The sequence below is a fragment of the Sorangium sp. So ce406 genome, from assembly GCF_051474675.1.
Taxonomy (GTDB): domain Bacteria; phylum Myxococcota_A; class Polyangia; order Polyangiales; family Polyangiaceae; genus Sorangium; species Sorangium cellulosum_G.
Genome location: NZ_CP150340.1, coordinates 10,127,091 through 10,149,164 on the forward strand (window position 1 = coordinate 10,127,091; position 22,074 = coordinate 10,149,164).

At 73.3% G+C, this 22,074-nt stretch carries 24 protein-coding genes; 10 read left to right on the top strand and 14 right to left on the bottom strand.

Annotation, left to right across the window (positions count from 1 at the left end; all coding sequences use genetic code 11):
* The first annotated feature begins 4 nt into the window (after positions 1-4).
* From hscB to WME96_RS37970, 3 genes are read left to right on the top strand one after another with little or no spacing between them, the layout of a single operon-like run.
* On the top strand, positions 5-541 hold the full coding sequence (gene hscB / locus WME96_RS37960; protein WP_437286448.1) for a Fe-S protein assembly co-chaperone HscB: 537 nt from the start codon (positions 5-7) through the stop codon (positions 539-541).
* Positions 538-2,559, top strand: coding sequence for a Fe-S protein assembly chaperone HscA (gene hscA / locus WME96_RS37965; RefSeq protein WP_437286449.1), 2,022 nt, complete (start codon positions 538-540; stop codon positions 2,557-2,559). The genes hscB and hscA overlap by 4 nt, the downstream gene beginning before the upstream one ends.
* A complete protein-coding gene (locus tag WME96_RS37970) occupies positions 2,559-2,915 on the top strand; it encodes a 2Fe-2S iron-sulfur cluster-binding protein (protein WP_437286450.1) in 357 nt (118 codons plus the stop codon). The genes hscA and WME96_RS37970 overlap by 1 nt, the downstream gene beginning before the upstream one ends.
* Positions 2,916-2,955: 40 nt before the next feature.
* On the opposite strand, the gene WME96_RS37975 is transcribed toward WME96_RS37970, so the two are convergent.
* Complete coding sequence (locus WME96_RS37975) at positions 2,956-3,231, bottom strand: hypothetical protein (RefSeq protein WP_061610705.1); 276 nt, start codon at positions 3,229-3,231, stop codon at positions 2,956-2,958.
* Between the two features lie 247 nt (positions 3,232-3,478).
* Between WME96_RS37975 and WME96_RS37980 the strand changes: the two genes are divergently transcribed.
* On the top strand, positions 3,479-4,033 hold the full coding sequence (locus WME96_RS37980) for a DUF4142 domain-containing protein (protein WP_437286451.1): 555 nt from the start codon (positions 3,479-3,481) through the stop codon (positions 4,031-4,033).
* A gap of 72 nt (positions 4,034-4,105) precedes the next feature.
* Here WME96_RS37980 and WME96_RS37985 read toward each other — a convergent pair whose 3' ends face one another.
* The 4 genes from WME96_RS37985 to ychF form a co-directional block, all read right to left on the bottom strand.
* Positions 4,106-4,732: a hypothetical protein gene (locus WME96_RS37985; RefSeq protein WP_437286452.1), complete on the bottom strand. Its 627-nt coding sequence runs from the start codon at positions 4,730-4,732 to the stop codon at positions 4,106-4,108.
* Positions 4,714-5,367: a hypothetical protein gene (locus WME96_RS37990; RefSeq protein WP_437286453.1), complete on the bottom strand. Its 654-nt coding sequence runs from the start codon at positions 5,365-5,367 to the stop codon at positions 4,714-4,716. The genes WME96_RS37985 and WME96_RS37990 overlap by 19 nt, the downstream gene beginning before the upstream one ends.
* A gap of 134 nt (positions 5,368-5,501) precedes the next feature.
* Positions 5,502-6,038 (bottom strand): hypothetical protein, encoded by a 537-nt coding sequence (locus tag WME96_RS37995; RefSeq protein WP_437286454.1) that lies wholly within the window; start codon positions 6,036-6,038, stop codon positions 5,502-5,504.
* A gap of 153 nt (positions 6,039-6,191) precedes the next feature.
* Positions 6,192-7,283: a redox-regulated ATPase YchF gene (ychF, locus tag WME96_RS38000; RefSeq protein WP_437286455.1), complete on the bottom strand. Its 1,092-nt coding sequence runs from the start codon at positions 7,281-7,283 to the stop codon at positions 6,192-6,194.
* Positions 7,284-7,790: 507 nt separating this feature from the next.
* Here ychF and WME96_RS38005 point away from each other — a divergent pair.
* Both WME96_RS38005 and WME96_RS38010 read left to right on the top strand, forming a co-directional pair.
* Positions 7,791-8,807 carry a zinc-binding alcohol dehydrogenase family protein gene (locus tag WME96_RS38005; RefSeq protein WP_437286456.1) on the top strand — a complete coding sequence of 339 codons (1,017 nt, stop codon included), beginning with the start codon at positions 7,791-7,793 and terminating at the stop codon, positions 8,805-8,807.
* Between the two features lie 143 nt (positions 8,808-8,950).
* On the top strand, positions 8,951-9,349 hold the full coding sequence (locus WME96_RS38010) for a hypothetical protein (protein WP_437286457.1): 399 nt from the start codon (positions 8,951-8,953) through the stop codon (positions 9,347-9,349).
* Positions 9,350-9,359: 10 nt separating this feature from the next.
* Here the strand turns inward: WME96_RS38010 and WME96_RS38015 are convergent, their stop codons facing one another.
* From WME96_RS38015 to trxA, 8 genes are all read right to left on the bottom strand, one after another.
* Positions 9,360-10,481: a DegT/DnrJ/EryC1/StrS family aminotransferase gene (locus tag WME96_RS38015; RefSeq protein WP_437286458.1), complete on the bottom strand. Its 1,122-nt coding sequence runs from the start codon at positions 10,479-10,481 to the stop codon at positions 9,360-9,362.
* Entirely contained in the window at positions 10,478-11,152 is a 675-nt protein-coding gene (locus tag WME96_RS38020) for an acyltransferase (protein WP_437286459.1), read from the bottom strand. The genes WME96_RS38015 and WME96_RS38020 overlap by 4 nt, the downstream gene beginning before the upstream one ends.
* On the bottom strand, positions 11,149-12,750 hold the full coding sequence (locus tag WME96_RS38025) for a hypothetical protein (RefSeq protein WP_437286460.1): 1,602 nt from the start codon (positions 12,748-12,750) through the stop codon (positions 11,149-11,151). Before WME96_RS38025 ends, WME96_RS38020 begins: the two co-directional genes overlap by 4 nt.
* A gap of 69 nt (positions 12,751-12,819) precedes the next feature.
* Positions 12,820-13,092, bottom strand: a complete 273-nt coding sequence (gene secG, locus WME96_RS38030; RefSeq protein ID WP_437286461.1) for a preprotein translocase subunit SecG — start codon at positions 13,090-13,092, stop codon at positions 12,820-12,822.
* A 107-nt stretch (positions 13,093-13,199) separates the two neighbouring features.
* Positions 13,200-14,033, bottom strand: a complete 834-nt coding sequence (gene tpiA, locus WME96_RS38035; protein WP_433937838.1) for a triose-phosphate isomerase — start codon at positions 14,031-14,033, stop codon at positions 13,200-13,202.
* Positions 14,034-14,038: 5 nt separating this feature from the next.
* Positions 14,039-15,274, bottom strand: coding sequence for a phosphoglycerate kinase (locus WME96_RS38040; RefSeq protein ID WP_437286462.1), 1,236 nt, complete (start codon positions 15,272-15,274; stop codon positions 14,039-14,041).
* A 4-nt stretch (positions 15,275-15,278) separates the two neighbouring features.
* The gene (gene gap, locus WME96_RS38045; protein ID WP_437286463.1) at positions 15,279-16,304 is read right to left on the bottom strand and encodes a type I glyceraldehyde-3-phosphate dehydrogenase; all 1,026 of its coding nucleotides are present in this window, start codon (positions 16,302-16,304) and stop codon (positions 15,279-15,281) included.
* Positions 16,305-16,585: 281 nt separating this feature from the next.
* The gene (gene trxA, locus WME96_RS38050) at positions 16,586-16,912 is read right to left on the bottom strand and encodes a thioredoxin (protein ID WP_437286464.1); all 327 of its coding nucleotides are present in this window, start codon (positions 16,910-16,912) and stop codon (positions 16,586-16,588) included.
* Between the two features lie 239 nt (positions 16,913-17,151).
* Between trxA and WME96_RS38055 the strand changes: the two genes are divergently transcribed.
* Positions 17,152-17,760 carry a hypothetical protein gene (locus WME96_RS38055; RefSeq protein ID WP_437286465.1) on the top strand — a complete coding sequence of 203 codons (609 nt, stop codon included), beginning with the start codon at positions 17,152-17,154 and terminating at the stop codon, positions 17,758-17,760.
* A gap of 100 nt (positions 17,761-17,860) precedes the next feature.
* Positions 17,861-18,583 carry a polyprenol monophosphomannose synthase gene (locus tag WME96_RS38060; RefSeq protein ID WP_437286466.1) on the top strand — a complete coding sequence of 241 codons (723 nt, stop codon included), beginning with the start codon at positions 17,861-17,863 and terminating at the stop codon, positions 18,581-18,583.
* A 42-nt stretch (positions 18,584-18,625) separates the two neighbouring features.
* Here WME96_RS38060 and WME96_RS38065 read toward each other — a convergent pair whose 3' ends face one another.
* A complete protein-coding gene (locus WME96_RS38065; RefSeq protein ID WP_437286467.1) occupies positions 18,626-20,011 on the bottom strand; it encodes a serine/threonine protein kinase in 1,386 nt (461 codons plus the stop codon).
* A 108-nt stretch (positions 20,012-20,119) separates the two neighbouring features.
* Here WME96_RS38065 and WME96_RS38070 point away from each other — a divergent pair, with 108 nt between their 5' ends.
* Both WME96_RS38070 and WME96_RS38075 read left to right on the top strand, forming a co-directional pair.
* Positions 20,120-21,025, top strand: coding sequence for an SPFH domain-containing protein (locus tag WME96_RS38070; RefSeq protein ID WP_437286468.1), 906 nt, complete (start codon positions 20,120-20,122; stop codon positions 21,023-21,025).
* Entirely contained in the window at positions 21,022-22,020 is a 999-nt protein-coding gene (locus WME96_RS38075; protein ID WP_437286469.1) for a hypothetical protein, read from the top strand. The genes WME96_RS38070 and WME96_RS38075 overlap by 4 nt, the downstream gene beginning before the upstream one ends.
* Positions 22,021-22,074 lie beyond the last annotated feature (54 nt).

Below are 22,074 nucleotides of genomic sequence, written 5' to 3' on the forward strand. Positions count from 1 at the left end.
CGTCATGACCGATCCCTTCGATACCCTGGGCGTCGAGCCTCGGTTCGACCTCGACCTGCGCGCGCTGGAGCAGCGCCACCGCGATCTCTCGCGCGCGCTCCACCCGGATCGCTACGCGGGCGCGCCCGCGGCCGAGCGGCGGCTCGCGCTGGGGCGCGCGATCGAGGCGAACGACGCGCTGCGCGTGCTCAGGGATCCGATCCGCCGGGCCGAGGCGCTGCTCCAGCGCGCAGGGCTCGCGCGGGGCGAGGAGGCCGGGCAGAAGGCCTCCCCCGCCCTGCTCATGGAGATGATGGAGTCGCGCGAGGAGCTCTCGGAGGCGGCGAAGGGGAGCGACCGCGCGCGGATCGCGCGCCTCGGCGAGGCGATGCGGGCGCGCGAGCAGGCGAGCCTCGCCGCGATCCAGGGCGCCTTCGCGGCCGCAGGGGGCGATCCCGACAAGCTGAAGGGCGTGCTCGCCTCGCTGAGCGAGCTCCGCTACATCCGGCGCTTCCTCGACGAAGTGAGCGCAATCGAAGAAGAACTCACGGTTCAGACATGACCCTCCTCGAGATTTTCGACCCCAAGGCCAGGCCAAGCCCGATCGGCATCGATCTCGGGACGACGAACTCGCTCGTCGCCCGCGTGCGTGACGGCCGCCCGATGGTCATCGACGACTGCAACGGAGAGCGCCTCGTGCCCTCGGTGGTGCACTACGACGAGCGCGGCAACGCCATCGTGGGCCACAGCGCGCGGCGGCTCGCGCAGGGCCACCCCCGCGAGACGATCGTCAGCGTGAAGCGCTTCATGGGCCGCGGCGCGAACGACCCGGAGACGCGGCGGCTCGGGCCGTACGAGTTCGTGGAGCCGAAGGGCCCCGAGGACGCGAAGAGCGTGCGCTTCAAGGTGCGCGAGCAGGTCGTGACGCCCGTCGAGGTGTCCGCGGAGATCTTGAGAGAGCTCCGGACGTCGGCCGAGCGCGAGCTCCGGTCCGTGGGCGGCGCGGTGATCACGGTGCCGGCCTACTTCGACGACGCGCAGCGGCAGGCGACGAAGGACGCCGGCCGGCTGGCCGGGCTGGAGGTGCTGCGCCTGCTCAACGAGCCGACGGCCGCGGCGCTCGCGTACGGGCTCGACAAGCAGCAGAACGGGCTGTTCACGGTGTACGACCTCGGCGGCGGGACGTTCGACATCACCGTCCTCCTGCTCGACAACGGGGTGTTCCAGGTGAAGTCGACCGGGGGCGACAGCGCGCTCGGCGGCGACGACATGGACCGGGCGCTCGCGGAGCGGCTGCTCGCGGAGATGGGGGCGACCCGGCGCACGCCCGAGGTGGTGCGGCTCGCGCTCGACACGGCCCGCAGCATCAAGCACGCGCTGACCGACGCGGAGCGGGTGGAGATCGAGCTGCCGGTGCAATCAGGCGGCGATGGCGAGGCCGGGGCGACGGGCGGCGCGGCGTCGAAGGTCGTCACCGTCACGCGCGACGAGCTCAACGCGCTGATCGCGCCGCTCCTGGAGCGCACCGGCGTCGCCTGCCGCCGCGCGCTGCGCGACGCGGGCGTGGAGGCGCGGGACGTCGACGGCGTGATCCTCGTGGGCGGCGCGACGCGCGTGCCGTACGTGCGCGAGTACGTGGCGAAGCTGTTCGGCAAGGAGCCGCTCAAGGACATCGATCCGGAGGAGGTCGTCGCGCTGGGCGCGGCCATCCAGGCCGACATCCTGGCCGGCTCGATGGAGCGCGCGGACGAGGTGCTGCTGCTCGACGTGCTGCCGCTGTCGCTCGGCATCGAGACGATGGGCGGCGTCGCCGAGAAGATCTTGCCGCGGAACACGACGATCCCGGCGGGGGCGCGGCAGGTCTTCACGACCTACGCGGACAACCAGACCGGGTTCGACCTGCACATCGTGCAGGGCGAGCGGGAGCTCGCCGTCGACTGCCGGTCGCTCGCGCGCTTCGTGCTGAAGGGGATCCCGCCGATGCCGGCGGGCATGGCGCGGCTCGAGGTGACGTTCCGCGTCGACGCCGACGGCCTGCTCGGGGTGACCGCGCGCGAGCTGACGACCGGGGTCGAGCAGAAGGTCGAGGTCAAGCCGAGCTACGGGCTGACCGACGAGGAGGTGGAGAACATGCTCCTCGCGGCGCTGGATCACGGGGAGGAGGACCTGCTCAAGCGGCGGCTCGTCGAGGCGCGGGTCGAGGGCGAGCGCGTGTCGATGGCGACGCGCAAGGCGCTCTCCGCCGACGCCGACCTGCTCGGGCCGGGCGAGCGCGAGGCGATCGAGGGCGCGCTGAGCGCGCTCGACGCGGCGATCCGCGGGGACAGGCCGGGGCTGATCCAGGCGCGCACGGAGGCGCTCGACGAGGCGACGCGCGCGTGGGCGGGGCGGCGGATGGACCGCGCCGTGGCACGGGCGATCGCGGGCAAGCAGGTCGAGGACGTCGAGGCGACGGTCGCCGCGGCGAGGGGCGTGGACGCGCACCTGGCCGAGCACGCAGGGAACGACGCGAGCCGCGCGCCGGCCGAGGCGGGCGGCGTGAGCCAGCCATCGGCGGGCGTGGAGGCGAGGAGGAGCTGATGGCCAAGGTCCGTTTTCTGGCGCATGGCCGCGCGTGGGAGAGCGAGGTCCCGGTGGGCTCGACCGTCCTCCAGGCCTCGAAGGCGGTGGGCGCCCCCGAGGGCGACGCGTGCGGCGGCGTCTGCGCGTGCTCCACGTGCCACGTCTACGTCACCAAGGGGCGCGAGCTCCTCAGCGAGGCCGAGGAGGACGAGGAGGACATCCTCGACAAGGCCTTCGACGTGCGATCGACCAGCCGCCTCGGCTGTCAGGCGAAGATCCTGAGAGACGGCGACATCGAGGCGGAGATCTCGCGGGAGAGCCTCGACGCGTTCTACAACGAGCACCCGAACGTGAAGGATCCGCGCAAGGCCTGAGCCGTGCGCGCGCCCGGCCGAGCGGGCCGGGCGCGCCGGCCTAGGACGGCGGCCTCACCTTCGCCGTCGGCGGCTTCGGCTCGCGCGGCGCGGGCGGCGGATTGCGGAGCTTGTCGAGCTCGGAGCGCGCCTCCGTGGTGATGCGGCGGGCGATGTGGGCGAAGGCGGAGGCGGCCTCCCTGGCCGGCGGCGTCGAGAAGATCGCGACGAGGTGCTGCGCGGCCGTCTTCCTGCCGATGGGGACGAGGAAGAAGGTCAGGGCGGCGAGGAGGAACACGACGCCGTTCGTGAGGCGCTTGAAGAAATCGCCGACCACAGCCGCCGAGGGTAGAGGGTGCGCGCGGCCGGGGCCCAGTTCTTGGTATTCAAGCGCGCGCGCTGGACCGCAAGCGCGCCTGCGCGGCCGGACCGCCCCATGCTCTTCACCCCTTGCCGGCGCGCCGGGGGCTCACGACAAACGATGCGCGCGGTTCGGCTGGAGGCGCCGGGCCGCAGAGGCCGATCGCCCCGACTCCGCCGCAGGATCGGCGTGATCGCCCGCTCGAGACAAGGAGGGGAGTGACATGGTCAAGCCTGTTCTATTGACGACGATGCTCGCAGCGTTCCTGTCGGCCGCGACGGCGGCGCAGGGGCAGGACGCGACGGGAGGGCAAACCACCCAGGCCGGCAAGGCCACGCTCAGCAAGGCGGATCGGGAGTTCGTCGAGGAGGCGGCGCTGGGAGGGCTCGTGGAGGTGCGGCTCGGGCAGCTCGCGCAGCAGCGGGCCGCGAGCCCGGACGTGAAGAGCTTCGGACAGCGGATGATCGACGACCACTCGGCCGTGAACAAGCGGCTCGCGGAGCTCGCGCAGCGCAAGGGCGTGCTCGTGCCCAAGGAGCTCGATCAGAAGCACCGCGAGAAGGTCGACGAGCTGTCCAAGAAGGCAGGGGCCGATTTCGACCGCGCGTACATGAGCGCGATGGTCGACGACCACGAGCATGACATCAAGGCGTTCGAGAAGGCGTCGAAGGAGGCGAAGGACGCCGACCTGAAGAGCTTCGCCGCCGGGACGCTCCCGAAGCTCCGGGAGCACCTCGCGCAGGCGAGGCAGATCCACGACAAGGCGAAGGGGAAATAGCGGCGCGAGGGCGCCGGCGGCGCGCGGCGAGCCGGCCGCCCGTCGGCTTCGCCGCGCGCGGCGCCGACGGGCTCAGGCGACGCCGCGCGCCGCGCGCTGGGGCGCCTCCGCGGGCGGCGGGGTCGTCCTCGACCTCGCCGCGCCGCGGACGGGCGCGAGCCTGGCCTTGAGCTTCTGGTAGGCGGCGACGTCGACCGGCTCGCCCCGGACCCAGGTGCGGAGGAACGGCGCCACCGCGGGCTCCCACGAGGTCGAGAGGCGCAGGGCGAGGAACTCGCCATACAGCGCGGTGAAGAGCGTCTCGAGCTCCTCGATGAGGTACATGCGCTCGTAGAACTGCTCGTCGGCGGCGTCCTTGACGACGCTCGGGATCTTGACGCCGGAGAGCGCGAACGCGTCGGCGTTGAAGAGGAAGGCATACTCGAGCTCGCCGCGGGTGACGCGGACGCGCGCCTGCGAGGGGAGCTTGCCCTGGCGCAGGGCCTCGTGGGCCTCGGGGGCGTTGCTCGGCGCCGCGCCCTTGAGCCGGCTCTGCTCCTTCTCCTGGACGAGCGTGATCTGACCCTCGAGCCAGAGCTCGCACGCGCCGAGGGCGTCCAGGGAGAAGCGGCCCTCGAAGAGCTCGCTCTCGAACCAGAGCCAGACCAGGAATTCACGGCCGACGAAGCGGCGCTGCTCGATCAGCTCGGCGAGGCCCACAGGGCACCTCCAGCGGTGGAATCTGCGTGAAAGACGGTGGGCTTGAGGAGCTCGAAGGCGGTCTGCTGCTCGCTCGTGAGGCCGAGCTCCCGGGCGGCCGTGTAGGGGCTCTCGGGTACGAGATCGAGCTCGAAGGTGTCCTCGAAGAGCTCGGCGAGCCCCTCGTGCGCGCGCGGCGACTGGTTCCAGAACCGGACGACGCCGGCCTCGAGGTTCCAGGAGAGGTCGACGACCTTCATCACCGGCATGAGCTGCGCGCGGAGCTTGCGCGACACGACCGCGCGGAGCTCTTCCTTCTCGCGCCGCCCGAGCTTCTCGCGCCCGCGCTTGGCGAGGTGCTCGCGCTCGGCCTCGGCGAAATGCGCCTTGAAGAGGGCCGAGGGCACCTGCCAGCGATCGGTCCTGAGGCCGAGGTTCAGGTAGGAGTTGAAGAAGATCTTGCCGTGATCGAGCTCGCAATCGAGCGGGTTCTCGATGGAGCACCACCCGGCGCGCTGCTCGGCGTCCTCCTCGACCGTGAGCGGCCGGAACGCGCGGAGCTGGATGCGCTCGACGAACCTGTCCCGGAACCCGTCCGGCAGGTCGCCGCGGACGTAGAACTTCGAGAATGAGATGGATCCTTTGAGTGCGCCCAAACGATCGTCCTTTCGTCTCGTGAGGGCACGGAGGTAGCCGAGCGGATCCGGGGGGTCAAAAAAAGCGGACCGGGGTTCCGGGAGGGCCTTGGAGAGGCCGCGGCGAGGCGCGATCGGGATCGGGGTTCGGGCTGTCAGAGCGGCTCGGCCAGGGGCGGACGTAGCCAGCGGCCCGAGAGCGGGCCCGTGAGGTAGTAGCGGTAGCGGAGGAAATAGGGGTGCTCGTCGGGCCCGCAGAACATGACGGTGGACCGCAAGAAGCGGCCGAAGGCGTCGGTGTCGGACGCCGTGAAGAGCTTGTGGCCGATGGCTGGGCTGGATGTCACGGGGAAGAGCGCGGGCGCGCCCGCCGAGAACCCGCGCGGCAGCGCGCACGGCGCGGGCAAGGCGTGACGCGGTCTGGACGTGGCGCTGCCGGGGTCCGGAGCGGAGGCCTCCGTGGCCTCAACGTCGGAGGCCTCCGTGGCCTCAACGTCGGTCGGCGCGGACGAGGCCTCCGTGGCCTCAATGTCGGTCGGGGCGGACGAGGCCTCCCTGGCCTCAACGTCGGTCGGCGCGGACGAGGCTTCCCCGGGCGCAACGTCGGTCGGGGCCGCGTCGCAGCCCGCCGCGACCTGCACCGCGCAGAAAAGAACCAGCCCCGACAGCGCGCCCCCGCTCGCCCTGGACACCGCAACACTCCGTCCACACGGTAACTAGGCGCCGGCGGTCATCGCCAGCGCGCCGGCCTGGGAGGAGCAACCGCGATGCCGCCATGCCCGCGCAATTGCGGCGCGGTGGGGCGCCCCGGCGGACAGCTCGGACGGCCGGCTCTCGGAGGCTGATCAGACGTTGAAGAGGAAGTGCGTGACGTCGCCGTCCTGGAAGACGTAGGTCTTGCCCTCGACGCGCAGCTTGCCGGCAGCGCGGATGGCGGCCTCGGTGCGGTGCTCGACGAGGTCGTCCACCTTGTAGACCTCCGCCCGGATGAAGCCCTTCTCGAAGTCGCTGTGGATGACCCCCGCCGCCTGCGGCGCCGTGGACCCCACCGGGATCGTCCAGGCGCGGATCTCCTTGGGACCCGCCGTGTAGTAGCTCTGGAGGCCGAGGAGCCGATAGGCCTCGCGCGCAAGCGTCGCCAACGCCGGCTCCTTCATGCCGAGGCTCTCGAGCATCTCCTTGCGCTCGTCGGGCGCGAGCTCGTTGAGCTCCGACTCGAGCTTGCTGCAGACCGGCACGACGCCGCTGCCCTCGGAGGCCGCGCGCTCGCGCACCTTCGACGCGAGCGGGCCCGTGCCGGAGACGTCGGACTCGTCGACGTTCGCCACGTAGAGGACCTTCTTCGCCGTGATCAGGCCGAACGTCTTCACGACCTTCCGCTGCTCGTCGTCGAAGGAGAGCCCGCGGACGGGCTTGCCGGCCTGGAGCGCCTCGAGGCAACGCTCCATGAGCGCGATCTTGGGCAGGAGCTCCTTGTCGCCCTTCGCTTGCTTCCGCGTGCGCTCCAGCATCCCCTCGAGAGAAGCGAGGTCGGCCAGCATGAGCTCGGTCTCGATCGTGTCGATATCGCGAAGCGGGTCGACGCCGCCATCGACGTGCACGACGTCGGCGACCGTGAAGCAGCGGACCACGTGGAGAATCGCGTCCACCTCGCGGATATGACTGAGGAATTTGTTTCCCAAGCCCTCGCCCGTGCTCGCGCCGCGGACGAGCCCGGCGATGTCGACCACCCGCACCATGGCGGGGATGATCTTCTCGGTCTTGATGTACTTCGCGAGCGTGGTGAGCCGGTCGTCGGGGACAGGGACGGCGCCGACGTTGGGCTCGATCGTGCAGAACGGGTAGTTCTGCGCCTCGGCCTTGGCGGCCGTCAGCGCGTTGAACAGGGTGCTCTTGCCCACGTTGGGCAGTCCGACGATGCCGACCTCGACGCTCATGGCGCGCACGTCTAGCACAGGCCGGGTCGCGCGGCCCGGCTCCCTGGTAGAGCGGCCTTAAGGACATCCCCGACAGACGCGGCGGCGTGAGCGCGGCGATCTGGGACGTGGCTCACGCCACTCGACCGCCCGTACGCGCAACGTCGGTCGGCTTCCTTGGCTGGCTCAACCTCGGTCGGGTGCCGGGCTGCCGGGCTGGCTCAACCTCGGTCGGGTGCCGGGCTGCCGGGCTGGCTCAACCTCGGTCGGGTGCCGGGCTGGCTCAACCTCGGTCGGGTGCCGGGCTCAACCTCGGTCGGCGGGTCGGGCCGCCGGTAGCTCAAGCTCAACCTCGGTCGGGTGCCGCCGACCTCGGTCGGGTCGATTGGGCTCTCAACCTCGGTCGGGTCAATTGATGACCACCACTCACAGATCCTCGTCTTCCAGCGTCGATTGTGCCCAGCCACGACAGGATGCACTTCTGGACGCGCAACGGGACCTCCTGCCGGTCCCGGAGAGGAGAACGCCATGCGTGCCGTAGGACTCCACCGTTATCTCCCGATCAACCACCCCGAGAGCCTGCTCGACCTCGAGCTCCCGGAGCCGACGCCGGGGCCGCGCGACCTGCGCGTGCGGGTGCGCGCGGTGGCCGTGAACCCGGTGGACGTGAAGGTCCGCGCCCCGAAACCCAAGGTCGAGGACCCGCCGCGCGTGCTCGGCTGGGACGCCGCCGGCGTCGTCGAGGCGGTGGGCGCGGACGTCAGCGCGTTTCGACCGGGGGACCAGGTCTTCTACGCGGGGAGCATCGCGCGGCCGGGCAGCAACGCCGAGGTGCACCTCGTCGACGAGCGGCTGGCGGCGCGGATGCCGCAATCCCTCGGCTTCGCCGACGCGGCGGCGCTGCCCCTCACCTCGCTGACCGCATGGGAAGGGCTCTTCGAGCGCCTCGGCGTCGACCGTGACGGGCGCGACGCAGGGCGCGCGGTGCTCGTCATCGGCGGCGCCGGCGGCGTGGGCTCGATGGTGGTGCAGCTCGCGAAGGCCGCAGGGCTGCGCGTCGTCGCCACCGCGTCGCGCGAGGAGAGCCGGGCGTGGGCGCGCGACCTCGGCGCAGACCTCCTCGTCGACCACCGCGCGCCGCTCCGCCCGCAGCTCGAGGCCGCGGGGCTGCAGCACGTGGAGCTGATCTTCAACACGCAGAGCACCGAGGCGTGGTGGGACACGATGGCGGACCTCGTGGCGCCGCTCGGGCGCATCGTGGGGATCGTCGAGACGTCCGGGCCGCTCGATCTCGGGAAGCTCAAGTCGAAGAGCGCGAGCTTCGCGTGGGAGCTGATGTTCACGCGAGCCCTCTACGAGACGCCGGACATGGCCGCGCAGCGGGAGATCCTCGCGCGCGTGGCCGCCTGGGTGGACGAGGGACGGCTTCGCACGACGCGCCGCGAGCACCTCGGCCCGATCAACGCGGCGAACCTGCGCGCCGCGCACGCGCGCATCGAGTCGGGGCAGGCGGTGGGCAAGGTCGTGCTGGAGGGGTGGGGCTGACCGCGAGGTCTGCGGCGGCGTCCGCGAAGCGGGGGCGCGCATCAGGCGCCGCCGGCCGCGCCCTCCCATCGCGCCCGGCAGCGCCTGATGCGTCGAGGGCGAGGGCTGTGCGTTCGGGAGGCGCTGCTACGCTTGCGATGTACATGGCCGAGCCCACGTGGAAGAAGCTCGTCGACCAGCTCAAGAGCGAGGGGCACAGGAGCCCTTACCTCGACCGCCTCCGGCAGCGCCTGCCCGCCTCCGGCCCCGCGGATCTCGCCGGCGAGATCCTCCGGGAGATGGCCTCGGCGCTCGGAAGATCCGAGGACAAGATCAACGTCGCGCTGCTGGAGCTCGAGCTGCAGGGCAAGGCGCTCGACGAGCTCGCCCGGAGCGAAGGCGCGGACCCGGGAGAACGTGCGGCGCGGGTCGCGGCCTTCAACCGGCAGCGGGAGGCGGCGAAGCAGGCGCTCTGGGAGCTGCGCGTGCACCGGGAGGCGCTCGGGTTCCGGCGCAACGACGACCTCGCCGAGCTGTACCCCATCCCGCCGAAGCGCGCGTAGTCGCCGCCGGTCAGCCGAAGAACGAGCGGACGGCGGCCGCCACACGTCCGATCTCCTCGTCCGTGAGCTCGGGGAAGATGGGGAGCGCGAGCGTCTCGCGCGCTGCGGCCTCGGCGACCGGGAGCGAGCCGGCCGGGGGGCCGAGCGGCGCGAAGCAGGGCTGGAGGTGCAGCGGCGCCGGGTAGTAGACCTCGGCGCCGATGCCCCGCTCGGCGAGGAAGCTGCGCAGCGGGTCGCGCCGGGAGCCGTCCTCGAGGCGGATGACGTACTGGTTGAACGTGTGCCGGGCGGAGCCGGCGCCGGGCAACACGACGGGCAGGCCCGCCCCGCCGAGGAGCGCCGCGTACCGCGCGGCGTGGCCGCGCCGCCGCCCGAGGAGCGCGCCGAGCCGCGGGAGCTTGCGCCGGAGGAGCGCCGCCTGGAGCGCGTCGAGCCGGAAGTTGCCGCCGACCAGCGTGTGGTGATGCTTCCTCGGAGCCCCCTGGGCGCGCAGCGACCGGACGCGCTCGGCCAGGTCGTCGCGGTCGGTGGTCACGAGCCCGCCGTCGCCGAAGCCGCCGAGGTTCTTGGTCGGGAAGAACGAGAAGCACCCCATGAGCCCGAGCGCGCCCGCGCGGCGGCCCGCGCGCTCGGCGCCGAAGGCCTGGGCCGCGTCCTCGATGACCGGCAGCCCGCGGCCGCGCGCGACCGCGAGGAGCTCGTCCATCGGGGCGCAATCGCCGAAGAGGTGGACCGCGATGACGGCCCGGGTGCGTTCGGTCAGGGCGCGCGCCACGGAGGCGGGATCCACGTTGAACGAGCCGGGGAGCACGTCCGCGAAGACCGGCCGCGCGCCGGTGCGGTGGACGGCGCCCGCGGTCGCGAAGAACGTGTACGCGGGGCACACCACCTCGTCGCCCGCTCCGATGCCGAGCGCCATCAGCGCGACCAGCAGCGCGTCGGTGCCGGACGAGACGCCGATGGCGTGCCGGACGCCGAGGTACGCGGCGCACGCCGACTCGAACGCCTCGACCTCCGCCCCGAGGATGTACTGGCCGCTGCGGATGACCGACTGGAACACGGCGGAGAGCTCGTCCTGCATGGCGAGATCGCCGCGGGCGCGGTCGAAGAAGGGGACGGGCGGCAGCGTCATTCGTCGATGTCCTCCGCCGCGGGGACGTCGCGGTAGCGACGCGAAGCCGCGGCGCGCGGCGCCGGGAGCGGCGCGTCCTCGTCGAGGTCGAGGCAGCGGACGACGTCGCCGCGGCGCTCGTAGCGGTAGCCGCTCTCGGGGCAGCGCATCAGGCCGTCGCTCGAGGCGACGAGCTTGTGGCCGTGGCGGCTCATCCACCCGGTGCGCCGGGCCGGTACGCCGGAGACGAGCGCGTAATCGGGGACGTCGCGGGTGACCACGGCGCCGGCGCCGATGAAGGCGTGGCGCCCGATCGTGACGCCGCAGACGACGGTGGCGTTGGCGCCCACCGTGGCGCCGCGGCGGATGCGCGTCGTGTCGAGGAAGGCACGGCGGTCGATCTGCGCGCGCGGGTTGATGACGTTGGTGAGCACGGCGGACGGGCCGAGGAACACATCGTCCTCGACGAGGGTGCCATCGTAGACCGACACGTTGTTCTGGATCCGGACGCCGTCCCCGATGACGGCGCTGCCCGCGACAAAGACGTTCTGCCCGAGGACGCAGGCACGGCCGATCCGCGCGCCCGCGGAGACATGGCAGAAGTGCCAGATCTTCGTCCCCTCGCCGATGTCGCACGGCTCGTCGATGCACGCCGACGCGTGCGCGAAGAACGGCCTCCCGGGCTGGCTCATGGCGCCGCCTCCGCGGACGGCGCGCGGCCCGGGGCGCCATCTCCCGGCCCGGCCGGCGGCGCGGCCCGCGTCGGGGACGCGGGCGCGGCCCAGAGCCCCCAGGCGCCGCGCGTCTCGAGCGGCGGGCCGGCGAACGCGCTCACGGACGGCCTGACGCGCCCGATGAGGTAGGCCGCGCCCACGTCGGCGGCGCGGCGCGCGAGCGACGCGGGGTCGTCGAAGCTCGAACGGACCGGCGGATCGCGCGGGTCGACCGAGCGATCCGGGTGCGCGCCCCCGGGGCGGCCCAGCGCGGCGAGCGTGGCGAGGTGGCCATAGTCGACGACCTCGACGAGGACCGGCGCGGCGGGGGGCGTGAGCTCCGCGGCGGCGCGGCCGATGGCGACCTCGTCGGCGCGCGGGTTGAAATGCTCGCGCCGCAGGTGGGGCCGGAAAACGACCCCGATGAAGAGCACCACCAGCAGCGCGCCGCCGAGCGCGCGCCGCGCCCCGCTCGAGGCGCCGCGGAAGGCGCGCGCGGTGAGATCCCCGACGGCGAGCGCGAGCAGGAGCAGCGCGAGGAGGGTGGCGCGCTCGGGGTGATGCGTGGGGGCGCCGTCGCGCACGAGGGCGAGCGAGAGCGCCGCGATCTGGAAGGCGGCGACCGCGCCGGGGAGCGCGTAGGGGAGCGCCGCATGGAGGAGCGGCGGACATGGGCGGGGCGCCCGCGCCCCGCGCGCGGCGCCGCGGCGGGCGCGCCAGGCGACGAGGGCGAGGGCGATGGGGCTCAGGAAGAGCTCCGGCTCCTCGCGGACCATCGCGGCGGGGTACGCGAAGAGCCGCAGCAGGCTGCCATCCCCGCCCGGGCTGACCGCGTTGCGGTAGGCAGCGACGCGGGCCAGGAAGTGCAGCGCCTCGCCGTGGGCGACGCGGTTCCACGCGATCCACGCCGCGGGCCCGGCGAGGGCGACGAGCGCCGCGAGCGCGAGCTTCGCCTGCGCGGCGCGGCCCTGGCCGAGGCGGGCGGCCGCGAGCAGCGCCAGCGCCGCGAAGGCGACGGCGACGGGCCATGGCTCGTACCGGGACAGCGTGGCGAGCACGAGCGCGAGCGCGCCGAGGAGGGCGCGCCCGGCCGGCGGCGCGGGCCCGGCCGGCGGCGTGACGAGCGAGGCCACCGCGAACAGCGAGAGGGCCGCGGCCGGCAGCTCGGGGACCGTCGCCACGCCGAGGCACGCGCTCCAGGGGAACGCGCCGGCGAGCAGCGCGCCGGCGAGCGCGGCGCGGCGGTCGCCGGTGATCCAGCGCGCGGAGACGTAGACGAGCGCGGCCGACGCGAGGCCGAGCGCGAACGCGACGGCGCGGGCCACGTCCAGGGTCGGCGCGAGGAGGAGGAAGAGCGCGCCGTTGAGCCAGAAAGGGACAGGGAGCCAGCTCGTCCCGGTCGGGTCGAGCTGAGGCGCGTGGGCCCACGCCTGCGCGAGGACCACGCGCGCGAAGTCGTCGTCGCTGACGGCCCGGAAGCCGAGCGCGAGGACCAGCGCGGAGACAGCAGCCTTGGCGAGGACGACGAGGGCCAGGTCGCGCGCGAAGGGGGCGGCGGAGGCCGGTGCCCCCCCCATGGACGACCCCGCGTCGCGCGCCCCGCCCGCTTCCCTCCCCGGCGCGGGAGCGGGCCGTAGCACGCGCGCCTACTTCTCCTGGGATCGCTCGAACTCGCGCAGCTCGCGATCGCCCGCCGAGGAGAGGTAGGCGAGCGACACGCTCGTCGCCATGAAGACGGCGGCGCAGACGGCCGTGAGGCGGGTCATGAAGTTGCCCGCGCCGCGGCCGCCGAACACCTGCGCCGTGGCGCCGCCCATGGCCGAGCCCATCCCGCCCCCGCGCCCTTGCTGGAGCAGCACGACGAGGATCAGGAACAGGCAGACGAACACGTGCACGATGTTGAGGAGCGTGTGAAGCATCGGCGTCTTTCTGCTGGGAAATTCCGGCCCGCGCGGCGGGCCCGGGGGGCAACCTCGGCTGGAGAGCAGGCCGGCGCTCCCGCGGTGAGGCGGGAGCGGCCCGCGATCTACCCCTGTTCCGCGCGCTCCGCCAGTCGGTGCGCAGCGTCGACGATCTTGGCGAAGCCGGCGGCGTCGAGCGAGGCCCCGCCGACGAGCGCGCCGTCGATGTCGTCCTGGGCGAGCAGCCCCTCGGCGTTGTCGGCCTTGACGCTGCCGCCGTAGAGGATGCGCGTGACGGAAGCGAGGTCCTCCGAGGCCTTCGCGAGGAGGCCGCGGATGAACGCGTGCACCTCCTGGGCGTCCTCGGCGCGCGCGACCTTGCCCGTGCCGATCGCCCAGACCGGCTCGTAGGCGATGACGCCGAAGCCGGGCTGCTTCGCGAGCTCGTCGAGGAAGGCGCGGACCTGGCGCTCGACCACGGCGAGCGTGTCGCCCGCCTCGCGCTCCTCGAGCGTCTCGCCGACGCAGACGATGGGCCGCAGCTCGGCGGCGATCGCCGAGGCGACCTTCCGGGCGACCGACTCGTCCGTCTCGGCGAAGAGCTGCCGCCGCTCGCTGTGGCCGAGGATGACCCAGGTCGCGCCGGCGTCCTTGAGCATGCCCGAGGAGATCTCCCCGGTGAACGCCCCGGAGAGCTCCGGGCTCATGTTCTGCGCCGCGATGCCGACCTCGCTCTTCGCCTCCGCGAGCTCGTGCGCCACGGCGGCGATCGCCGTGAACGGCGGGGCGACCACCACCTCGGCCCGGGTGAGCTCGCGGGTCGCCTTGGCGACGGCCGCCGCCAGGGGACAGGCGTCCTGCCCCCCGGCGTTCATCTTCCAGTTGCCGGCGATGAGCGGACGACGCGAGGCCGCCCGCGGGGCGGCGCCCGTGTCTTCGGGCGTGCCCCCGTCGTTCACGGGCTTCACTCGCTCACCTCGGCCAACCGGAGCGCCTCGACACCCGGCAGCCGCTTGCCCTCGATGAGCTCGAGCGAAGCGCCGCCGCCGGTCGAGATGTGGTTGAAGCCGCGGGCGATCTCCTCGCCGGCCACCTTGACGGCCGCCGCGCTGTCGCCGCCGCCGACCACGGTGAAGCCGGGCGCGTTGCTCATGATGCGCGCGACGTCGAACGTGCCCTTGGAGAAGGCCGGCGTCTCGAAGAGGCCCATGGGGCCGTTCCAGAACACCGTCTTCGCCTTCTCGATCGCCTTGCCGAAGAGCTCGACCGAGCGCGGCCCGATGTCGAGCGCCATCGTGCCCGCGGGGATCGCGTCGACCGACGCGGAGTCGCCCTGCGTCGCGTCGATGCCCGAGGCGACGACCACGTCGACCGGCAGGAGGAGCTGGATGCCCCGGTCGCGCGCCTTGCTCATGATCGTGCGCGCGAGCGGGAGCTTGTCCTCCTCGATGCGGCTCTTCTGCACGTTCTTGCCCTGCGCGGCGAGGAAGGTGTTCGCCATCGCGCCGCCGATGCACAGGGTGTCGACCACGTTGAGGAGCGCCTCAACGACGTCGATCTTGTCGGAGACCTTGGCGCCGCCGAGGACGGCGACGTACGGCTTCTCCGGGCGATCGACGAGCCGGCTCAGCGCCTTCAGCTCCTTCTGCAGGAGGAGGCCGGCGGCGCGCTCGCGCATGAGGCGCGGCAGCGCGTGCACCGACGCGTGGGCGCGGTGCACGGCGCCGAAGGCGTCGTCGACGTAGACGTCGCAGAGCTCGGCGAGCTGGCGCGCGAAGATCTCGTCGTCCTGCTCCTCCTCCGGGTGGAAGCGGAGGTTCTCGAGCAGGCAGATCTGGCCCGCCCGGAGGTCGTAGATGACCTTCTTGGGCGAGTCGCCGACACAGTCGTCCGGCAGGTGGACCTCGTAGCCGGTGAGCTCACTGAGCCGCCCCCCGCACGGCTCCAGCGAGAGCCCCTCGGTCTTGCCCGGCTTCGGGCGGCCGAGGTGCGACGCGAGGATCACCTTCGCGCCCGCTTCCATGACGAGCTTGATCGTCGGGATCGCCTCGCGGATGCGCGAGTCGTCCGTGATCTTGCCCGTCTTCTTGTCGAGCGGGACGTTGAAGTCGACGCGGATGAAGACGCGCTTGCCGCTGAGGCCGGCGGCGTCGCCGGCCTGGGCAAGGTCCTCGACGGAGCGGATTCCGGTGAGCTTCACGGCGCTACACGCCCTTCTTCGCCACGAGCTGCGCGAGGTCGATCATGCGGTTCGAGAAGCCCCACTCGTTGTCGTACCACGAGAAGATCTTCGCGAAGCGATCGCCCAGGACCGACGTCATGGTGGCGTCGAACGTGCTGGACGCGGGCGAGCCGATGAAGTCGCCGGAGACGAGCTCCCGCTCCGTGTAGTTGAGGACGTCCTTCATCGGGCCCTGGTCGGCGGCCTGCTTCATCGCGGCGTGGATGCTCTCCTTCGTGATCGGCTTCTCGGTCTCGAGGGTGAGGTCCACGAGCGAGACGTCGACCGTGGGGACGCGGATCGCGAGCCCGTCGAACTTGCCCTTGAGGGCCGGGATGACCTCGGAGAGCGCCTTCGCGGCGCCGGTGCTCGAGGGGATCATGTTGACCGCGGCGGCGCGGGCGCGGCGCAGGTCGCCCTTGCGGTGCGGGATGTCGAGCAGGTGCTGGTCGTTCGTGTACGAGTGGACCGTCGTCATCAGGCCGCGGACGATGCCGAAGTTGTCGAGCATCACCTTGGCGATGGGGGCGAGGCAGTTCGTCGTGCAGGAGCCGCACGAGATCACCGTGTGCTTCTGCGCGTCGTAGAGCTCGTCGTTCACGCCCATGACGACCGTGAGGTCGTGGCCCTTGGCCGGCGCGCTGATGATCACGCGCTTGGCGCCCGCGTTCAGGTGGCCGGCGGCCTTCGCCTTGTCCGTGAAGAGGCCCGTGCACTCGAGGACGATGTCGACGCCGAGGCTCTTCCACGGCAGCTCGGCCGGATCCTTCAGCGCGAGGACCTCGATCTTCTGATCGCCGATGCTGATGTACTTGTCGCCGGCGCCGACCTTCGCCGCCTTGAACTCGCGGTGGATCGAGTCGTACTGGAAGAGGTGAGCGAGGGTCTTCGGATCCGTCAGGTCGTTGATGGCGACCAGCTCGAGATCCTTCACGCCGCGCTCGACGAGCGCGCGGACAATGCAGCGTCCGATGCGTCCAAAACCGTTAATTGCGATCTTCGTCGCCATCACGAACTCCTGGGAAAGTGGCCGGGCGCGATACGTAGTCACCTCGCGCGCGACGGTCAAGCAAAGCCTCAGCGCGCGCGCCGCGGGCGATGAGAGGGGCCTCTCGCCGGGGGCGTCGTGCGCCGGCGCATCGCGATTCGGCTGGTTGGGCGTGGCGCTCGATCGGGCGGCGAAGCGTCCGGTCGAGCCAGGTGTTCGGTAGGGTGCGGCGCGCGGCCGAGCAAGGAGGCGCTGGCGGATGGTCGCGCGCCTCGGGGCGGGGCAGCGCCCCGGCTTCGTGACTACTGAGCGCTCACGAGCTGGGCGAGCTTCTCGTAGGTCGTGAGCCCGACCTGCTGCTTCACCTTGTTGCCGCCCTGGAACAGGATGCAGGTCGGGACGGAGCGCACGCCGTAGTCCTGAGCCAGCTTGGGCGCCGCGTCGATGTCGAGCTTGCCGACCTTCACCTTGCCCTGGAATTCGTTCGCGAGCTTCTCGACGAACGGCGCGAGCGCCTTGCAGGGTCCGCACCAGGTGGCCGTGAAATCGACGAGCACGGGGATGGGGGATTGGAGGACCTCGGACTCGAAGTTCTCCGAGGTGAAGGTGTGGACGTTCTGGCTCGCCATGGTTGTCTCCGTCAGTGCCGCGCTGTTCAGGTTCGGGGCCGCGCGCTCGCGCGCCGGGCGCGCAACCCGCCCCCCCACCGTCGACCGAGGCTGCTCCAGCCAGTCGGCCCGATGCAGAGCGAACGCCCTGTCGGGAAAGGAAAGTAACTGGCGCGCTTGCCTCCGGCAAGCGACCGGATGCGCGCCGCGCGGAGCCTTCCGCCCGCGCGATCGCTCTGATAGATGATCGCCCGGCGCGGATGTCGTCGGACGAGACCACCCCGAAGCACCTCCGGCGCCCGCGGGCCCGCGGCGCTACCGCGGCGGCGGCCACGACGATGACCGACGGCTACGACGTCGAGGAGACGTGGCGGCAGACGGGCAGAGCGCTCGTCGTGCCGCTCGATCGCGCCCTCACGCTCTCCGCGCTGCGCGCCGCGCACGCGCGGCTGTCCGAGGTGGCCGAGCGGCAGGGGCTCGCGGTCGTCGAGGAGCCGCTGTTCGGCCTGAAGGGCGATCCCGGCGCGGATCCGCCGCACCGGTGGGCCTACGAGGCCGTGCTCCCGATCCGGGGCGCGGCCAGCTCGGAGGGCGACGTGACGGTCGCGCGCATCGAGGGCGGGATGCACCTCGCCGCGACCACGCCGCGCGGCCTCGACGACCTGGCGCGCCTGTACGGCCACTTGCTCGGGAGCCTCCTCCCCGCCAGGAAGCAGCGCCTCGTGCGGCCGTACCTCCTCCACCGGGCGCGCCGCCTCGCCGACGGCCAGGCGCGCACGCCCGGCGAGCCTCTCGCCGTCACGGTCTACGTGCCGGCGGTGCTCTCGATGGATCCGGTGCCGATGCCGGCCGACGAAGCGGAGGCCTGAGCGCAGACGGACGCCCGCGGCGCTGCGCGAGGCGCAACGAGGCGTAGAACCAGGCGTAGATCACGCGCGCGAGCGTCCGCCCGCGCCGCGCCGAGCCACGATGGCCCCCCGAACCCTCATCATCACGCCGACGTACAACGAGCGAGACAACCTCGCCGAGTTCGTGAGCTCCGTGCTCGCGGCGGTCCCGGACGCGCACGTGCTCGTCGTGGACGACGCGTCGCCGGACGGGACGGGCGCGCTCGGCGACGAGCTCGCCGCGCGCGACGGGCGCGTCCGCGTGCTCCACCGCCGGGCGAAGCTCGGCCTCGGCACGGCCTACCTGGAGGGCTTCCAGCGCGCGCTGGACGGCGGCTACGACGTCGCGTTCGAGATGGACGCCGACCTCTCGCACGACCCGGGCCACCTGCCCGCCTTCCTCGACGCGATCGCCCGGGGCGCCGACGTGGTCCTCGGCTCGCGCAACATGCCGGGCGGCGGCGTGGAGGGCTGGGGCCTCGGGCGGCACGTGCTCTCGAAGGGCGGCTCGCTCTACGCGCGCACGATCCTGGGCGTCGGCGTCCGCGACCTCACGACCGGCTACAAGGCGTTCACGCGGCGCGCGCTCCTCGCGCTCGATCTCGGGAGCGTGCGCTCGAACGGCTACGCCTTCCAGATCGAGACGACCTACCGCGCGCTCCGCAAGGGGCTCCGCGTGGTCGAGGTGCCGATCGTGTTCGTCGACCGGCGCGCGGGCCACTCCAAGATGAGCCGGCGGATCTTCGCCGAGGCGATCGTCGAGGTCTTCCGCCTGCGGCTCGACGCCGCGCTCGGGCGCATCTGAGCGCTCGCGCCCCCGCACGGCTGCGGCGGGCGCGGGCGGCGCTCAGCGCTTCGCCGTGCGAGACGGCCGCGACGCGGCGTCCGACCGGGCCCGCTCGTCGGCGTGCACGTCGTCGAGCTCGTCGAACTCCTCGTCCAGGTCGTCGTGGAAGCGCGAGCGCCCGGCGGGCTCCTGCTCGTCGACGCGCACGCGCGCCCCGGCGCCGTGGCCCTGCTCGGCGGCGTCGGGCGGCGCGGGGCGCCCGCGGACCGCGCGCATGGCCCGGAGCAGGGCGAGCTCGGCCACGCGGCCGGCCCTGCGCACGTTCGGCGCGGCCTCCTCGCGCAGCACCCGGCCGAACACCAGCGAGAGCAGCGTGAGCACCGTCGGGACGATCACCCCGAGCGCGAGGCCGACCGCGATGCGCGCGACGGTGAGCCCGAACATCGCGCCCACGAGCGGCAGCCCGTCGAGGCCGCGCCAGGGCGTCGAGCGCCCCTCCTGCCGGCGCGCGCGCTGCTCCTCCTTGCGCGCGCGCCGCTCGGCCTTGCGCGCGTCGCGGTACACCTGGCGCGCGTCGCGGTACGCCTTGCGCGCCTCGCGCTCCGTGGCGCCCGCGGCGGCATGGCCGGCCCGCGGGCGCTCGGGGGGCGCCCCGCCCGCGTCGAGCTCTGCGAGGAGCGGCGCGATGCGCGCGGCGCGGCGCTCCGGATCGGGCTCCAGCATCGCGGACAGGGCCCGCACGAGCCGCGGGTCCGCGCGGCCGCCTAGGGCCGCGGGCACGTCGATCGCGAGCCCCCGGTGCGGCAGGTTCTCCGGCTCCTCGCCGGTCAGCAGGCAAAGCGCGGTCGCGCCGACGGCGTAGACGTCCGACGCGGGCAGCGCGCGGCCCTGGAACTGCTCCGGCGCCATGTACCCGAACGTGCCGACCACGGTGCTCCCGCCCTCGGGGCGCAGGCGATCGCGGACGGCCCCGAAATCGACGATCGCGAACGAGCCGTCGGGCCGGCGGATCACGTTGTTCGGCTTGATGTCGCGGTGGATCACCGGCGGCGCGCGGCCGTGCAGGTAATCGAGCACGCCCGAGGCGTCCCGCAGGAAACGGACGATCTCGTCCCGGCCGAGCACCGCGCGGCGGCGGCGCACCGCGCCCAGGCTCTCGCCGTCGATCTTTTCCATCACGAGGTAGAGCGCGCCGTCCTCCTCGAAATGGTCGATGTAGGCTGGCAGGCTGGGGTGCGAGAGCGACGCGAGCACCCGCGCCTCGCGCTCCGCGAGCTCCACGCCCTTCCAGCTCGAGGCGCCGCGGATCTGGAAGCGCTTGATCGCGACGAGCTTGCCAACCCGCTTGTCGACGGCCTCGAGGGTGTGCCCCTGAGCCCCTTCGCCCAGGACCCGCGTGATCACGTAGCGCCCGTCGCGCAACGCCTGGCTCGGCTCGGCACTCATGGCGGCAGCGAGGGTACACCGCCCGGGAAGCGGCACCAGCGCAAAGCCGGAGGACGGCCCCCGCGCGGCCGCACGGCCGCCGTGAAGCGCTCTGCTAGAGTCGCAGCCATGTCCCTGGTGCTCGTCCTGCTCGCCGTGTTCGCTGTCGCCTACCTCCTGTCGGGGCTCCGGCAGATCAACCAGTGGGAGGCCGCGCTGCGCTTCACGTTCGGCAAGCTGACCGGCCGCGCGTCCCCCGGCGTGACGATGTACCTGCCGGGGATCCAGGAGCTCCGGCGCATCGACACGCGGATGAAGAACCGCGATCTGCTCCAGCAGATGGTGATCACGCGCGACAACGTGACCACGATGGTCGACGCGGTCGTCTACTACCGCGTCGTCGATCCGGAGAAGGCCACGCTGGCCGTCGAGAACTACGAGACGGCGATGAAGGACCGCGCGAAGGTGGTGCTGCGCGACGTGGTGGGCGAGACGCGGCTCGACGAGCTCCTGTCGCATCGCGAGGAGGTCGCCGCCAAGGTGCGCGCGCAGGTCGAGGCGGTGGCGGCGGCGTGGGGCCTGCACGTGGAGATGATCGGCCTCCAGGACATCGCGCTGCCGCCGCAGATGCAGGAGGTGCTCGCGAAGGGGGCGATCGCCGAGCGCGACCGGCGCTACGTGGTCATCAAGAGCGAGGCCGACGTGGAGAGCGCGAAGAACTTCGCCGAGGCGGCCAGCATCCTCGCGCGCTCGCCCGGGGCGATGGAGCTCCGGCGCTTCGAGGCGCTGGCGAACCTGAGCCAGGGCAACACCAAGGTGATCTTCGACCTCGCGAAGCCCTACGACGACGTGCGGCACACGGCGGCGGCGATGGCGGAGGCGGCCGCCACCGTCGAGGCGAAGCCAGTGCGCGTCCAGGAGGGGCACCGCGCGGTCGACGCCGAGGCGCAGCGCGAGGCCGAGGCGGCGCTCGAGGCGGACGCCGCGCTCGAGGAGCAGCGGACCGCGCGGCGCGGGCGCATGGGCGGGGCGTGATCCCGGTCCCGGCGCTGACCGCGCTGAAGGCGGCGGTCGCGGCGCTGCTCGAGGCGCGCGGCGAGCGCGGGCTGTCGTCCCTGGTCGGCGGCGCCGAGCTCGCGCTGGCGGGGCCGCCGGAGCGGTGGACCCTGGGGGCGCGCGAGGTGAGCGCGTCGCGCCTCTCGCTCGCCGTCGACGCCCCCGCGTTCGCCGCGCTCACGGCGGACGCGGCCCGCCTCGCGGCGGTGCGGGAGGCGTTCGCGAGCGCGGTGCGCACGCCGGACACGGAGCTCGCCGATCTGACGGTGCTGCTGCGCCTGCCGGGCGCGGGGCGCGGGTGGAACCAGGTGTACCGGGAGGCGGCGCTCCCGGCCGCGCCGGAGCGGCCGCACCCCGACGCGGTCCTCGGCGGCGCGGCGGCGCTGGTCGAGGCCTCGGGCGACGCGCGCGGCGCGGCGATGCTCCGCCGCGGCCGGCTCGAGGCGGCGCAGGTGCCGAGCAGCGGCGGGGTCGCGCTGGTCCGCTGCGTGGTGCGGCTCGACCCGGCGGATCTCGCCGCGCTCGACCGCGACGGCGAGCGCGCCGATCGGCTGCGGCGCGCGGTGCGCAGCGCCGGCACGCGCGCCGCCGAGGCGGTCGCGTCGGTGGAGCTCGCGACGGCGCTCTACCCGAACGGCGGGGCGCCGGGTACACCGGGCGCGGCGCCGGGCTCGCTCGGCGCGGCCGGGGCGCCGGAGGCGCGGCTCGCGCGGGCGCTCGAGGCGCGCGGCGCCGTGGTGGTGCCCGTCTCTCGCGGCGAGGGGGGCGCGGGCGGTGGCGTGGAGCTCGCCGTCGTCGCGTCCGGGGAGCTCCTGCGCGTCCGGATCGAGGCCGGCCCGGGGCGCGGGCGCGACCAGCGCGGCTGGCGGGCGGGGGAGATCCGCGCGATCACGCTCGCCGCCGAGGACCTGGCGACGCCGGAGCGGGCCGGCGAGATCGCCGCGCTGCTCTGCGGCGGGGACGACCTCGCATGACGAAGGCCGCGCCCGGCCCGTGCGCCGCCTGGTGCCGCTGTGGCAAAAATTTTG

What these genes read in the sequence shown, in the direction of transcription:
- hscB (WP_437286448.1), top strand. Translation starts at nt 5, where the DNA reads ATGACCGATCCCTTCGATACCCTGGGCGTCGAGCCTCGGTTCGACCTC.
- hscA (WP_437286449.1), top strand. Translation starts at nt 538, where the DNA reads ATGACCCTCCTCGAGATTTTCGACCCCAAGGCCAGGCCAAGCCCGATC.
- WME96_RS37970 (WP_437286450.1), top strand. Translation starts at nt 2,559, where the DNA reads ATGGCCAAGGTCCGTTTTCTGGCGCATGGCCGCGCGTGGGAGAGCGAG.
- WME96_RS37980 (WP_437286451.1), top strand. Translation starts at nt 3,479, where the DNA reads ATGGTCAAGCCTGTTCTATTGACGACGATGCTCGCAGCGTTCCTGTCG.
- ychF (WP_437286455.1), bottom strand. Translation starts at nt 7,283, where the DNA reads ATGAGCGTCGAGGTCGGCATCGTCGGACTGCCCAACGTGGGCAAGAGC.
- WME96_RS38005 (WP_437286456.1), top strand. Translation starts at nt 7,791, where the DNA reads ATGCGTGCCGTAGGACTCCACCGTTATCTCCCGATCAACCACCCCGAG.
- WME96_RS38010 (WP_437286457.1), top strand. Translation starts at nt 8,951, where the DNA reads ATGGCCGAGCCCACGTGGAAGAAGCTCGTCGACCAGCTCAAGAGCGAG.
- WME96_RS38015 (WP_437286458.1), bottom strand. Translation starts at nt 10,481, where the DNA reads ATGACGCTGCCGCCCGTCCCCTTCTTCGACCGCGCCCGCGGCGATCTC.
- WME96_RS38020 (WP_437286459.1), bottom strand. Translation starts at nt 11,152, where the DNA reads ATGAGCCAGCCCGGGAGGCCGTTCTTCGCGCACGCGTCGGCGTGCATC.
- WME96_RS38025 (WP_437286460.1), bottom strand. Translation starts at nt 12,750, where the DNA reads ATGGGGGGGGCACCGGCCTCCGCCGCCCCCTTCGCGCGCGACCTGGCC.
- secG (WP_437286461.1), bottom strand. Translation starts at nt 13,092, where the DNA reads ATGCTTCACACGCTCCTCAACATCGTGCACGTGTTCGTCTGCCTGTTC.
- gap (WP_437286463.1), bottom strand. Translation starts at nt 16,304, where the DNA reads ATGGCGACGAAGATCGCAATTAACGGTTTTGGACGCATCGGACGCTGC.
- trxA (WP_437286464.1), bottom strand. Translation starts at nt 16,912, where the DNA reads ATGGCGAGCCAGAACGTCCACACCTTCACCTCGGAGAACTTCGAGTCC.
- WME96_RS38055 (WP_437286465.1), top strand. Translation starts at nt 17,152, where the DNA reads ATGTCGTCGGACGAGACCACCCCGAAGCACCTCCGGCGCCCGCGGGCC.
- WME96_RS38060 (WP_437286466.1), top strand. Translation starts at nt 17,861, where the DNA reads ATGGCCCCCCGAACCCTCATCATCACGCCGACGTACAACGAGCGAGAC.
- WME96_RS38065 (WP_437286467.1), bottom strand. Translation starts at nt 20,011, where the DNA reads ATGAGTGCCGAGCCGAGCCAGGCGTTGCGCGACGGGCGCTACGTGATC.
- WME96_RS38070 (WP_437286468.1), top strand. Translation starts at nt 20,120, where the DNA reads ATGTCCCTGGTGCTCGTCCTGCTCGCCGTGTTCGCTGTCGCCTACCTC.